The organism is Bacteroidia bacterium (assembly GCA_027493955.1).
Taxonomy (GTDB): Bacteria; Bacteroidota; Ignavibacteria; order SZUA-365; family SZUA-365; genus JAOSJT01.
Window position 1 is genome coordinate 2,695,641 of sequence record JAOSJT010000001.1, and the last position, 12,939, is coordinate 2,708,579.

Genomic DNA, 12,939 nt, shown 5'->3' on the forward strand with positions numbered 1-12,939 from the left:
ACTAGGGAGTCTTCATGAAGACCATGCCTTCATTCATCCGCCGCGTCCCGGCAATGCTGCCCGCGCTCTCCGTGGTCCTGGTAATCGCGTTGATTGCCGTGGCCTGCAGCAAAGACGATGAGTCCACCGCAGTGTCCCCCGGCCGCAGCAGCGCAGTGGTCGACCCATCCGTCGTTGTGTACGGAGTGACAAACTACAGCAATCCTTTCGAATCCGTCGGGTTGCGGCACAACGACATCGTCCACGCCGGCTTGACCGGCTTGCTGGCAAGCGATACGGTCTCGTCTACCGCGATGGTGGAACGTATGATCGAGCGTACACGCGAATGGGTTGCCTTCTCCAGTTATGATGCGGCGCTTTCCGACGCCTGCATTGACCAGGGTATCGCGCGCGATCCGGCGAAGGATTATCGCGCCGTTTTGGCCGGCTTGAACAATCCGGAATACACAGAACGCGAGAACCGCTTCCTCCGGAAGCTGGGGAAGGTGCTTGCAACGCGCGGGACCTTCGCAGAAGTGGAGAAGGGACTCGCACTGCTGGAGATGGACATACTCGCGGAGCCCTGGCCTGCAGACCGAAACGCCGAGTCGGCTCCGCGTATCGCAATCGCTGTGGCCAAGCACAGTTTCGCCTACTGGAAACGCGTCCTCTCCCTCGCCCTCTCTCTCGATCGTAACGCTCTCGGGAAGACATCGAATGAGCCCGTGGATATCACCATCGAGGACGCGAGTCCCGGACAGATGATCGTAGCGGCCGACGTTGCCGGCGCCATAACCGGAGCCGAACGATATGCCGGAGCCGGACCCGAGAAGCAAATCATCGGAGCGGTCATCGTCGGTGGGACCTCATCTCTTTTCACCGCCGTCATCGTGCATCACAAGAAAATCATCGGCTTTTTCAGAAGACTTGTGGGCTGCGACAGATAATTGAGCGATTTCACATCGCGATCTCCCGCGACACAGGCACGGAAGCTCCGGCGACCGTGCCTGGTCGTTTTCCATCGCCATTGCGGCAGAACCGTATGTAAAGGAGTGTCCATCGGTTCAATGAGACCGACGGTCACTCCCAGGCGCGAACCTGTTTCACATGCATGAGCAGGCCGTTCACGTTGTCCTGGTAATTGAGGTAGGAGTCGGGTTGCCTGTCGAAGTTCCACGAAGCGACGAGACCGCGTTCGGGCAGACGCGTGCCGCCGTAGAGCTCTGCGATCTCATCCGCCGAGAGCACACGTTGCCAGACATGCAAGTCCGCGTATGCTCTGGGATAGTTGAGTGTCGGGTGGTACCAGTTGTAGTACTTCGAGCTGAGTTGTTGCTGCTTATCGAAGCGAAATCCCAATTGTAATCCTTCGAAGCGATAATGCCAATCGTGCAATCCGCTATTGGTCGTTCGGTTGCGGTCGAAGAGCCGTCCGTTAATGTACAGAGCCAGATCTCCCTCACCGTTCGTGGTGAGTACCGCGTGATGCCAGCCGGCTTCGGGTTTACGAACGAACCAGTGTTTTGCAACCGACGTGTAAGTCGCAGTGTCCTCGAGAGCAATCCATCCGCGTTCACCGTTGACGTAGGCGAAGTGAATTGCCGGCGCTCCGGACTGATGAAACCAGAACGCGAAGGTGGCGTCGCCATGCCGTTGCATCGGCCAGCGTGCACAAGCGAGATAGCGACCCGCCGAAAGCTGAACGGCAGTTTTCCCTCTCGGACCGGCGATCAGCGTCGTATGCCGCGTCGGGTGTGACACCGGTGCAGTTGAGCGCACCACGGCTGTACGCCCTTGCAGGATGCCGGAATGGGCGCGCAGATTTGCGTTGAACACGGTGTTTTCCACCGTTGCATCCATATCCCAGTAGCCGCTCAATCCCGGTGTGAGCCCCGGGACGGTTCCGTGCATACTTCGCCGGATCTCGGCTGCTGTCCGGAACACCGACCAGAAGCGCACATCATCCAACTCCCCGTGAAAGAACGCTTCGCGGCTGCGTGAGGTATTCTGTGCGCCGATGGTCACGAACGCGGAACCCGGTCCCTCGAAAATGAAATCCGTCTTCCTCCGTTCCAGCTCGATGCCGTTGACGTACACCGCGACGCTCCTTCCGGGGATCGAATATGCGAGCGCGAGATGCGTCCATTTTCCCGGAGCGAGCACAAGCGCAGGCGGGAGATTCACGAGTCCGATTTCGGAACCTACACGTATGTACAGTGTGGTGGGCGAGAGAAAGCCGAACCAGAGATCCTCTGTCGACGGCTCGGCCTGCCGTGCAATGCCATTGTGCAGAATCATGGCACGTGTTGTGGAGTATGGCTTCACCCAGCATTCAAACGTCCCCTCCGGCACATCGAAGGCGGTGCTGCGCTTCCCAAAAAAGATATGGTCATCCTTTCCGTCCAGTTGCAGTGCGTACCCTGCATCCGTCGGCGCTCCGGCCGAGCCGCGCAACTCCAGCTGATGCAAAGCGGCGCCGGTCGCCGCATCGCGAAAGACCAAGCGCGCACGCTTCGATTTGCCGGGGGTGAGCGGGGAATACATGACAGAGAACTGAAGCTGTTCGGTGGACAGGACCTCCTGCGTTCCGTTGCGCCAGTTCAGATACCAATCGCCGGCATCGTGGCCCTCGACCGACAGACTGACATCCAGCGTGCCAGGTGAAAAATTCCACAGCCAGAAATTCCGCGTGAAGCCATCTCCGACTTCCAGGTCACCAAAGTCAACCACCGAGGGCTGCACGATGGCATAATCGCGCAGACACCAGGTGATGGAATCTCGCGGATTGAATACGACGGCATTTGCTCCGACATCGATGCCGAGCGACAGTTCCAGATTCGGATAATCCACATAGGATTTGTACGCGAAAAAGCCCACGACAAACAGCAGGCCCACCACCACCGTGATCAGCACCGCGACGGAATGCTGGCGGACAAACTCCCGCAGACGTTGCGCGTTGGAGCGGTGCTCCACCCCCATTACACCGTGCAGGAGCGGCAGATCGCTGAGTCGCTGAACTCCGTACATCTCCAGCGACCGGTTCGGATAGCGCTGCTGTAAACGGTGGACCAGGTGGCGGGCCGCTTCCCGATGCGGAGCGGGAATGACCATGGCTTCGAGAGGTGAGTAAAATCCTGTGCGAATTTTATGCTCGATGATTGTCCAGCCGGGGTCCTCGACATTCCCTTCCGTGTCGAGACTACCGACACAGGCAATAGTCGGGCGGAGCGTCCAGCGTTCCGACAGGTTCATCCTCTGGCTCAGGGTTGCCGCGAGTCCCGCGGCGGCGGCGAGCCCCAGTGATTCACCGACGATTTCCGCACTTCCTTCATGAAGCGCGAAGGTGATTTCGAGGTGTGGAACGCGGACAGACAAGCTTCCGGCGAGCAGACGCTCGCCCTGTCGCTGCGCCTCCTTCAACTGCTCAAGTGTCGTTACTCCCTGTTGACCAAGGACATTTCCCACATGCGTGCCGCCGGTCCCGTTCACGGAGCCGTGGATGTCCATCAACAGTACGCGTCCGAGGGGACGGCGATCGAGATGATCCTCCTCGAGCATGACCACAGATACCGCGCCCGCACGATTGCGGAACGCCGTCCAGGTTTCCAATGACGCGTACAGCCAGTCGAGGTGTACTTCGGTCCGATCACGCAGGGTGCCGATATAGCTGCGGAACGTTTCATAGGCGCTCGCGGACGAACCGAAAATGCGCGCCCAGTCATTCTCATCGAGTTGCACTGTAAGCAATGCGTGACGCAGGCAAAGCCGATGGAATTCACGGAGGGAGGATACGAACGCATGCGTGAGCGCGGCGTGGCCGGCGGCCTCCGCGAACGCTTCATCGAGTTGTGTAAAGCGGTCCGCCCACGCCTGAGCACGCACGAAAGCAAAAAAATCCAGGGCTGCCGCCCAATTTTCCGGAGGCAGCGATGGAACATAAGGAAGACGAACAAGTTCGATCAGACCCGGCGCGAGATAGAGCACATACCCCTGCTGCCAATCCTCCGGCACCGCCCGGATCTGTGTATAGAAATCCGTTATCAGCAGAAATCGCTTTTGCGGGGACCGCGTCTGAGCCAGAGAACGATCAAGCGCGCGCGCCGCGGCGTCCAGATCGGCGGGCGTGCGGATGTACCCCCGTGTTCCCGGTGTTTCATCCATGAGCAAGCCCACATTCAATGCTATGCATGACCGGCAATACCGTGCGCGCTCTTCAGCTGGCGGATAGCGTAACGTTCATCGGCTCGATCTCGATACTCGCCGAACCGATTTCAAACACTCCGTTCAGATCCGGAGTATACTCCTTGTCGATACCGTCAAAACGTACCCTGGTGTGAGCGGACTTCTCGTGCTCGCTGATCAGAAAGCCGGTCAACACCTTCCGTTGCATGTCCTCGATGACGCGAAGCACGACGGAGTTGTTGTTCAGATACCAGGTCCTGCGCAGTCGGAACATCACAGGTCCGATGTCAAGGGTCTGGGCGGCGAGTCGATAGTTTGCGCTGGAGACGAACTCCTGCGGCTCATCGGATGAGGCCATTTCGCTCATGCGCTGCTGAGCGATCTTTTCTGAAAAGGCGAGATAATCCTTCGCCAGGTCAAGTTGCTCCCTGCAAAATGCGCATTCGGCCACGTGCACTGGTCTCTCACCCCGGCATGCGAGCATGAGAAGCTGCTGAATTGTTAGGTGTTCCATGGCGGACCGCGTGTTAATGGTGCAATTCTCTAGTATATATAGGACCAGACGTGCTTACTGCTGAAAATGTCTTAAAAAAAAAACATTTTTTTTGCAGGCGCGTATCATTCGGCGTTTACATAGACCGCAAGTCTTTCCGTGATTTTTCTGATAAAATACTCAAATCGATTACGATACGTCTCTCGGTATCTGAGCCGAGTCAGACCCGGCATTGACCCGCGCAGACAGGAATAGAGCGTCAGACGTTCGCCGGCGGTCGCTGCTTGCAGATATTCCTGCGCTGCGGCAACGAAGGCGTCCAACTCGTTCGCACTCAAACGTTGGGTATCGTCGTAGAATTCTCCCAACCTCTGCCGGACATCATCAATTGCGGAGAGAAGATAACTATCGACACTCTGCATCGTGCTCGTGATATCGTTGTTCTGATCGTCGAGACTCTCAATATCGGCGACCGTCTGCAATTGCGAGGCGAAAATCTCAGTGGCGATGCGGATAATATCGCTTTCACGGACAGCTTTCCGATATTCGGACTGCGCATCGAGCATATCGAGCGTATCTTCGAGTAATTCCAACACAAGGGCTTTCCCCTGCACCCCGGAAGTGCGTATGTGCATGCGCAATTGCTCCCAGGGTATGGACTCGCGCTCAAGAAAGGCGTGCGCGGTGTCATGTCGCATATACCAGCGCCCGTCCAGCATATCCAGTGTCACGATGTCCGTACGACGCCGTACGCCGCTGCGCAGCGAGCGGAGGAGCAGGTACTGGGCGCGGTTGAATTCACCCAGCAAGCGCGAAAGGGACTGCGTCACATTTCTGATCAACGTCCCTTCGAAACTCATGCGACGCTCTTCTTCGGTTTCATGCGGAAGCTGAAGCAGCGCGTGGCGCAAGAGCGCGCATCCCGTATCATCCTGTTCCGCGACAAGGTCGGCGACAATATCGAACGCCAGGTCCTCAATACCGAGTCCCAACCTGTTCTGTGCGTACACCGACTGACCGTTGCTCCATTGAATGATGCCCACAGTCCGTTCAATGCAATACCGTACCATCGCTTCGGACGAAACTCTGTCGAGTTCCCCACGAAGGGTCATGAGCAGGAGCTGATCAGGCGTGTAGGTTCGCATGTGTCTGTTATCGGTCCGTCCTATTCCGAACATTCAATATACAGAAATACGATAACCTCGGCATAATGTACGACAGCGTCTCACCAGGGCCTCCGACAAGCGGGATCAGGTGGCGGTGAACCGTATACATCCGCAAGCTCCCGCGAAAAATGCGGTGGAAGCACAGTATTCGATACTCCCGTCGGAGCTGCCGTGTCGGAAATGTCTCTTAGTGAAAGGGTACTAGGAGGCGGAGCGGGTAGAGACGAGTGACTCCCTCGGGATGGCGACGCGGGGAGGTGTATCATGGGGAGCGTCCAGGACATCGGCGATAGTGGTTTCTCCCAACACTTCGTCGATTGCGGTCTGTACGCGTCGCCAGAGAGGGCGGATGGAGCAGGAGAAGGTGTGCGTGCACACCTCCTCCGTTCCGGAAAAATTGTCACAGAAGCCGGGCTTGTAAAAGCGACCGCCCAAGGCTCCGAGGACGTCAAGCACATGCATGTCACTTGTCGGCATCGAAAGTGTATAGCCGCCTTCCTGACCGCGGACGCTGTCCACAAAGCCGTTAAGCCGAAGCAGCCGAAGCAGCTTTGCCACATAGGCCTGTGAAATGCCTTCCGCATCGCTGATTTCCGCGATGGTCATCGAAGCGCCCTGCCCTTTGCGCGCAAGTTGCAGCAAGCAGCGCAGCCCGTACTCTTCCTGTGAGCTGAACTTCATTGTTCTCTATCCGTCGATACGGGGAATTTTCGACCCGCACATGCGCGCATGATCGAGTTCGGCATACCGCTCGGCGGGAATGGACGGTCCCTGCCGGGTGCACATCCGATCAAACACCTCACGGAGTTCCGCCGCGATGTCCTCCGCCCCGCGTCCTTCGATATCGTGGCGCTGAAGCATGTACTCGAGCTTTCCGCCGCGCAGGACCGCCATACATGGGGAGGACGGCGCGAAGCCCGGGAAGTAGCCGCGCATCGCGTCCACGGCATCGCGCTCCTGACCGGCAAACACGGTGACGAACCTGTCGGGAATGACAGAGTGCTGGAGGGCTGCGGTGGCTGCCGGGCGAGCGCTGCCGGCCGCGCAGCCACAGACACTGTTGACGAGCACGAAGAGCGTTCCGGAGGTCTGCGTCACGGCATCATGCACGGACTGCGGCGTGAGCAGTTCCTCGAAACCGACAAATGTCAGTTCGTCGCGCATGGGCTGCACCGCAACCGGATCGTACATCGGTCCACGGGAAACGGAAATATTCTCAAACATATATCAATCGATCCTTTCAAACTGTGAAAACCTGGTAGTGCGGAGAAAACGCGGAGAGCAAAGAGCGGAGAGCGGAGAGCCAGTCTGTGCGATACGCCCGCTCATGTGCTGCAACCTGTGCTTCCTAATGTGCATACTTTAAAATTTGTTCATGTCATAATATTGTTCGAAGCACACGCATACGGAACGCATGTCTATGCTCTCTGCTCTACGCTCTCTGCTAAAAGAACCCCAGCTCAAGCCGTGCCGCTTCGGACATCATGGACGGACTCCAGGGCGGGTCCCAGACGATATTGATATCCACCGCTGTGACACCGTTGATCTGGCTGACCTTCTCTTTCACCTCTGCGGGGAGGGATTGCGCGGCGGGACAGTTCGGGGAGGTGAGCGTCATGTTCACCGTCACGGCGCCGTCCGATTTCACCCGAATCTGATAAATCAACCCGAGTTCATAAATATTGACGGGTATCTCGGGGTCGAAACAGGTCTTGATGACGTGCACGACGTTCTCGTCTATCTCTCGCAGTTGCTCGTCTTTCAGCATGCCCATCAGCTACTCCGTAGTCACGTGCTGGTTCTCGCCATGCAACGCCCCGTGCATGGTATGCCAGGGTAAGGTCGCGCATTTCACGCGCATGGGGAATTCCGACACCCCTGCGAAAGCGGCGAGCTTGCCGAGTTCGTCGAGGTGCTCCAACGGATCCAGTTTCGCGGTGATAATGCCGACGAACAATTCAAAGAGCCGGTCAGCCTGCTCGCGGGTTTTGCCTTCGAGCACAGAACTCATGATCGAGGCGGAGGCCTTCGATATGGCACAGCCGCTCCCTTCGAAACTGACTTCTTTAATCGTGCTGCCGTCGTATTTCAGATAAAACGTGTAATGATCACCGCACAGGGGATTGAATCCCTCCAGTGTGGCGTCTGCATCCGTCATGGCGTGGAAGTGGTACGGGTGCTTATTGTGGTCCAGTATCACTTCCTGGTAGAGATCTCGTATTTCATCGATCACGCAAATACCTCCAGCACGCTGTGCACGCCGCGCACCAGGGCGTCGACGTCTTCGCGCGTATTGTAAAACGAAAATGAAGCGCGCGCCGTCGCGGGTATCCCATAGAATTTCATCACCGGCTGCGCGCAGTGATGACCCGCCCGCACCGCAATGCCGGCCTGATCGAGTATCGTGCCGATATCGTGCGGATGCACAGCGCACAGAGTAAAGGATAATACGCTCGCTTTTTCCTTCGCCGTGCCGACCAGCCGCAGCTCGGTGATGGCGGCGAGCTGCTCGGTGGCATACCGCAACAGCTCCTGTTCATGTGCAACGAGCGCTTCGAGATCCAGAGATCTGAAATAGCGGAGTGCGGCGGCGAGCCCGACAGCACCGGCGATGTTCGGTGTGCCGGCTTCGAATTTGAACGGGACCTCGTTATAGATCGTTTTCTCGAAGGTGACGGAGAGAATCATGTCTCCACCTCCCTGATATGGCGGCATGGCATCCAACAGTGCGCGCTTGCCATAGAGCACACCTGTGCCAGTCGGACCGTACATCTTGTGTCCGCTCATAGCGAAAAAATCGCAGTCCAATTCCTGCACATCGATGGGCAGATGCTGGGCGGACTGCGCCCCGTCCACGAGCACAGGAATACCGTGCGCATGCGCCATTCTGATGATGTCGCGTACGGGATTCACGGTACCAAGCGCGTTGGACACATGCGTCACACATACGATGCGTGTACGCGGTCCGAGCAGCGATTCGAAATCGTCGAGGAGGAGTTCGCCGTCGTGATTCATCGGAATAACACGCAGCTTCGCGCCCTTCTCTTCGCAGAGCATCTGCCACGGCACGATATTCGCGTGATGCTCCATGGCCGATACGACGATCTCGTCTCCTTCGCGCACATTCGCGCGTCCATACGTCTGCGCGACGAGATTGATCGCCTCCGTAGTGCCTTTCACGAAAATGATTTCATCGTCGCTCGCCGCATTCAGGAATTGCTGCACCGTGCGTCGCGCGTCTTCGTACAGATCCGTGGCACGCTGACTGAGATAATGCACGCCGCGATGCACGTTGGAATAGTCCTCGCGGTAAAACGACGACACCGCGTCGATCACGGCTTGCGGCTTCTGCGTGGACGCCGCGTTATCCAGGTACACCAGCGGACGACCACGGACAGTGCGCGCGAGGATGGGAAAGTCCTCGCGAACGCGATCTGCGTCGAAATGCGACGTAAAGAGATGCGGTGTACTCATCGCGGTGGCGGATTCGTGTTGCCACATGGCTGCATCCTTAGCTGATGGTGCTGCGGTCCAGTCGCGCATTGATCAGCGCGTTGAGAGAGTCGTGCAGGGATTCGATACTCACGCGGTCAACCAGTTCCGCCGCGAAGGCATGGGCAAGTATACTCCTCGCCTGTCCGGCGTCGATGCCGCGGCTGCGAAGATAAAACAGTGCATCGTCGGAAAGCCGGCCCACGGTGGCGCCGTGCGTGCACTTCACATCGTCGGCGTAGATCTCAAGCTGCGGCTTGGTGTTCACCTTCGCGTCGTCTGAAAGAAGCAGGTTGTTATTCGACTGCTTCGCATTGGTTTTCTGCGCATCCTGACGCACGATGATGCGGCCGCTGAACACGGCGCGCGTCGTGTCGTCGAGAATACCTTTGTACAGCTCGTGACTTTCGCAATGCGGCTGCGCATGGTCAATCACGGTGAAATGATCCATATGTTGCGTCTCGGTGGGGAGATACAAGCCTTCCAGCACGGTCTCGCCATGCTGACCTTCGAATACGGCAGTGATGTTGTTGCGCGTGATTGCCGCGCCGAAACCGAAGTAGCGATTGCTGTACCGGGCGTCACGTGAGACCCGGGCGTGCGTCATGCCTATGTGAAACGCCTGCGTGTTTTCCCGCTGCACGACCACGTGCTCGAGCCCGGCATTGGGTCCGATTTCCACACTGACCGCAGCGTTGGTGAAATGTGCTGCGCCGGCCAAGGACCCATACTGCTCGACAACACGAAGAGATGCACCCTCTTCCACGGCAATGTGTACGCGCGGCTGGACGAGCAGCGGCGCCTCGGTTGCGGAACTCAGAAACAAAATATGCACGATACGTTCAGAGGCGACAGAGCGCCGCAGATGTATGTAGGCTCCATCCACGAGGAATGCCGCGTTGAGCGCCGGAAAGGCCTGCGTACCCTCCGAGATATCCGCATGCATGCCACCCGGCAGGGCGGGATCTGGCCTTGTCATCTCCGCAAGCGACCGCACGGTCAGTCCATCGGGAAGGGACTCCATCGTGGAAAGCGCAGGGGCATAGATGCCGTCGAGAAACACCATGGTTATGGCGTCATGCAGGCCCTCGAAGAAATGCTGCAGAGCACTACGTTGCGGCAACGCAGCATGTACGAGGGCGGCGGGGACAAAATCCGTGGCGAAAAGAGGACCGATGTTCGTGAATCTCCAATCCTCCTGCTTGAGCGTCGGGAAGCCGAGGCGCTCAACAGTGCCGATAGCCTCGCGTCGCAGACCGTGAAGCGGGGTAGCTGATTCGCCGTTGAGCGTGCGCTCGAAGCGGTCGAAGTGTTCGCGGAAGCGTTGAATTGCCTGTTCGTTATTCATTGTCCTTGTTCCGTTACGCGGGTTGCGCGGCAGGTTCCGCCATCAGTTCACGAGCCCAGTCGTACCCCTCTTCCTCGAGATGCAGCGCCAGGTCCTTGTCGCCCGATTTCACGATGCGTCCATCCACAAGCACATGCACCACGTCGGGGACGATATAATCGAGAAGACGCTGATAATGCGTCACGACGATGGCGGCATTGTCCGGCCTGCGCAGTTTGTTTACGCCGCCGGCAACGATGCGCAGCGCGTCGATGTCGAGGCCCGAATCGGTTTCGTCGAGAATGGCTAACTGAGGATCGAGAACCGCCATCTGCAGAATCTCGTTGCGCTTTTTTTCACCGCCGGAAAAACCCTCATTCACGGGCCGATTGAGCAGTGACGGATTCATTTCCACCAGCTTCATTTTATCCTTGATCAGCGCGAGGAAATCGACGGCATCGAGTTCGGCCTCGCCGCGCGCCTTGCGCACGGCATTCAGGGCAGCCTTGAGAAAATAGGAGTTGCTCACGCCGGGAATTTCGACAGGATACTGAAAGGCGAGAAAAATCCCTTCACGGGCCCGCTCCTCCGGTGCGAGATCGAGCAGGTTTTGACCATTGTAGAGGACTTCGCCCTCTGTGACGGTGTACAGATCGCGGCCCGCCAGCACCCCTGCGAGAGTGCTTTTGCCCGATCCGTTGGGACCCATGATGGCATGTACTTCACCCGCGTGCACGGTAAGATTCAATCCCTTGAGGATCTGCTTCCCTTCGACCGCCGCGTGAAGATTTCTGATTTCGAGCATGAATTACTCCTGTATCCTTTCGTTTTGGTATTATCCGACGCTTCCTTCAAGACTGATGCCCAGCAGTTTCTGGGCTTCCACAGCGAACTCCATGGGCAGTTCGCGGAACACTTCCTTGCAGAAACCATTGACGATCATGTTCACCGCATCTTCGGTGGAAATGCCGCGCTGGTTGCAGTAAAAAATCTGATCTTCTCCGATTTTCGATGTCGTGGCCTCGTGCTCGAGCTGGGCGGAGCTGTTGGCGTTTTCTATGTAGGGAAAGGTGTGCGCGCCGCATCTGTCGCCGAGAAGCATGGAATCGCATTGGGAGAAATTCCGGGCCCCATGCGCATTTTTGGAAATTTTCACCAGACCGCGATAGGTGTTCTGGCTCTCGCCGGCGGAGATGCCCTTGGACACGATGGTGCTGCGCGTGTTCTTGCCCAGGTGAATCATTTTGGTTCCGGTATCCGCCTGCTGACGGTTATTGGTCACCGCCACGGAGTAAAATTCGCCCACGGAATTGTCGCCAGCGAGAATGCAGCTCGGGTATTTCCACGTTATGGCCGAACCGGTCTCCACCTGTGTCCAGGAGATCTTGCTGTTGATGCCGGCGCATTTTCCGCGTTTGGTCACGAAATTATAAATGCCGCCTTTGCCTTCCTTGTCGCCGGGATACCAGTTCTGCACCGTCGAGTACTTGATCTGCGCGTTGTCCAACGCGATCAGTTCCACCACTGCCGCATGAAGCTGGTTCTCGTCGCGTATCGGTGCCGTGCACCCCTCGAGATAGCTCACATACGCACCTTCGTCGGCGATAATGAGAGTGCGCTCGAACTGCCCGGTCTCGCTGCTGTTGATGCGGAAGTAGGTCGAAAGCTCCATCGGGCAGCGCACACCCTTCGGGATGTAGACAAAGCTGCCGTCGCTGAATACGGCGGTGTTCAGGGCAGAAAAGTAATTATCGGCGGCGGGGACAACCGAACCCAGATACTTCTCGACCAGCTCGGGATGCTCGCGCACCGCTTCGGAAAAGGAACAGAAAATTATTCCCATTTCCTTCAGCTTGTCTTTGAAGGTTGTCGCCACTGACACGCTGTCGAACACAGCATCAACCGCAACGCCGGCCAGCATTTCCTGCTCGTGCAGCGGAATACCCAGCTTGGCGTAGGTGGCCAGCAACTCGGGATCGACCTCGTCGAGACTCTTCGGAGCGTCCTTCACTTTCGGAGCAGAATAATAGGAGATATCCTGGTAGTCGATGGGCTCGTAATGCACATTGGGCCAGCGGGGTTCCTCCATCGTCTGCCAGAGACGGAAGGCCTTCAGCCGTCGTTCGAGCATCCACTCCGGCTCCTGCTTTTTCTGTGAGATCAGGCGAATAACGTCTTCGCTCAATCCCTTGGGAATGGTATCGGATTCGATTTCGGTGACGAAGCCGTGCTTGTATTCACCGCTGGTCAATTCCTGAAGTTCTTGTGTTTCGGTGCTCATTCTTGTGTCCTTGGTGCTG

General features: G+C 57.4%; 11 protein-coding genes and 1 pseudogene. 1 reads left to right on the top strand and 11 read right to left on the bottom strand.

The features are described from left to right. Positions 1-14 precede the first annotated feature (14 nt). A complete protein-coding gene (locus M5R41_10200; protein MCZ7556759.1) occupies positions 15-926 on the top strand; it encodes a hypothetical protein in 912 nt (303 codons plus the stop codon). Between the two features lie 133 nt (positions 927-1,059). Here the strand turns inward: M5R41_10200 and M5R41_10205 are convergent, their stop codons facing one another. The 11 genes and pseudogenes from M5R41_10205 to sufB form a co-directional block, all read right to left on the bottom strand. After that, positions 1,060-4,140: a LamG domain-containing protein gene (locus M5R41_10205; protein ID MCZ7556760.1), complete on the bottom strand. Its 3,081-nt coding sequence runs from the start codon at positions 4,138-4,140 to the stop codon at positions 1,060-1,062. A 52-nt stretch (positions 4,141-4,192) separates the two neighbouring features. After that, a complete protein-coding gene (locus M5R41_10210) occupies positions 4,193-4,675 on the bottom strand; it encodes a hypothetical protein (protein MCZ7556761.1) in 483 nt (160 codons plus the stop codon). 104 nt (positions 4,676-4,779) lie between these two features. Continuing rightward, a complete protein-coding gene (locus M5R41_10215) occupies positions 4,780-5,799 on the bottom strand; it encodes a hypothetical protein (GenBank protein ID MCZ7556762.1) in 1,020 nt (339 codons plus the stop codon). Positions 5,800-6,021: 222 nt separating this feature from the next. After that, positions 6,022-6,501 carry an Rrf2 family transcriptional regulator gene (locus tag M5R41_10220; protein ID MCZ7556763.1) on the bottom strand — a complete coding sequence of 160 codons (480 nt, stop codon included), beginning with the start codon at positions 6,499-6,501 and terminating at the stop codon, positions 6,022-6,024. Between the two features lie 99 nt (positions 6,502-6,600). Beyond that, positions 6,601-7,011, bottom strand: a pseudogene (locus M5R41_10225) (BrxA/BrxB family bacilliredoxin). 253 nt (positions 7,012-7,264) lie between these two features. Then, a complete protein-coding gene (locus tag M5R41_10230) occupies positions 7,265-7,588 on the bottom strand; it encodes an SUF system Fe-S cluster assembly protein (protein ID MCZ7556764.1) in 324 nt (107 codons plus the stop codon). A gap of 9 nt (positions 7,589-7,597) precedes the next feature. Beyond that, entirely contained in the window at positions 7,598-8,053 is a 456-nt protein-coding gene (locus M5R41_10235; GenBank protein ID MCZ7556765.1) for an SUF system NifU family Fe-S cluster assembly protein, read from the bottom strand. Next, positions 8,050-9,294: a cysteine desulfurase gene (locus tag M5R41_10240; protein MCZ7556766.1), complete on the bottom strand. Its 1,245-nt coding sequence runs from the start codon at positions 9,292-9,294 to the stop codon at positions 8,050-8,052. The genes M5R41_10235 and M5R41_10240 overlap by 4 nt, the downstream gene beginning before the upstream one ends. 37 nt (positions 9,295-9,331) lie before the next feature. Beyond that, on the bottom strand, positions 9,332-10,660 hold the full coding sequence (sufD, locus tag M5R41_10245; GenBank protein MCZ7556767.1) for a Fe-S cluster assembly protein SufD: 1,329 nt from the start codon (positions 10,658-10,660) through the stop codon (positions 9,332-9,334). 13 nt (positions 10,661-10,673) lie between these two features. Then, positions 10,674-11,444 (bottom strand): Fe-S cluster assembly ATPase SufC, encoded by a 771-nt coding sequence (gene sufC, locus M5R41_10250; protein MCZ7556768.1) that lies wholly within the window; start codon positions 11,442-11,444, stop codon positions 10,674-10,676. Positions 11,445-11,474: 30 nt separating this feature from the next. Beyond that, on the bottom strand, positions 11,475-12,920 hold the full coding sequence (sufB, locus tag M5R41_10255) for a Fe-S cluster assembly protein SufB (protein ID MCZ7556769.1): 1,446 nt from the start codon (positions 12,918-12,920) through the stop codon (positions 11,475-11,477). Positions 12,921-12,939: the final 19 nt, after the last annotated feature.

Coding starts and splice junctions, on each gene's coding strand:
- M5R41_10200 (MCZ7556759.1), top strand. CDS start 15: ATGAAGACCATGCCTTCATTCATCCGCCGCGTCCCGGCAATGCTGCCC.
- M5R41_10205 (MCZ7556760.1), bottom strand. CDS start 4,140: ATGGATGAAACACCGGGAACACGGGGGTACATCCGCACGCCCGCCGAT.
- M5R41_10210 (MCZ7556761.1), bottom strand. CDS start 4,675: ATGGAACACCTAACAATTCAGCAGCTTCTCATGCTCGCATGCCGGGGT.
- M5R41_10215 (MCZ7556762.1), bottom strand. CDS start 5,799: ATGCGAACCTACACGCCTGATCAGCTCCTGCTCATGACCCTTCGTGGG.
- M5R41_10220 (MCZ7556763.1), bottom strand. CDS start 6,501: ATGAAGTTCAGCTCACAGGAAGAGTACGGGCTGCGCTGCTTGCTGCAA.
- M5R41_10230 (MCZ7556764.1), bottom strand. CDS start 7,588: ATGCTGAAAGACGAGCAACTGCGAGAGATAGACGAGAACGTCGTGCAC.
- M5R41_10240 (MCZ7556766.1), bottom strand. CDS start 9,294: ATGAGTACACCGCATCTCTTTACGTCGCATTTCGACGCAGATCGCGTT.
- sufD (MCZ7556767.1), bottom strand. CDS start 10,660: ATGAATAACGAACAGGCAATTCAACGCTTCCGCGAACACTTCGACCGC.
- sufC (MCZ7556768.1), bottom strand. CDS start 11,444: ATGCTCGAAATCAGAAATCTTCACGCGGCGGTCGAAGGGAAGCAGATC.
- sufB (MCZ7556769.1), bottom strand. CDS start 12,920: ATGAGCACCGAAACACAAGAACTTCAGGAATTGACCAGCGGTGAATAC.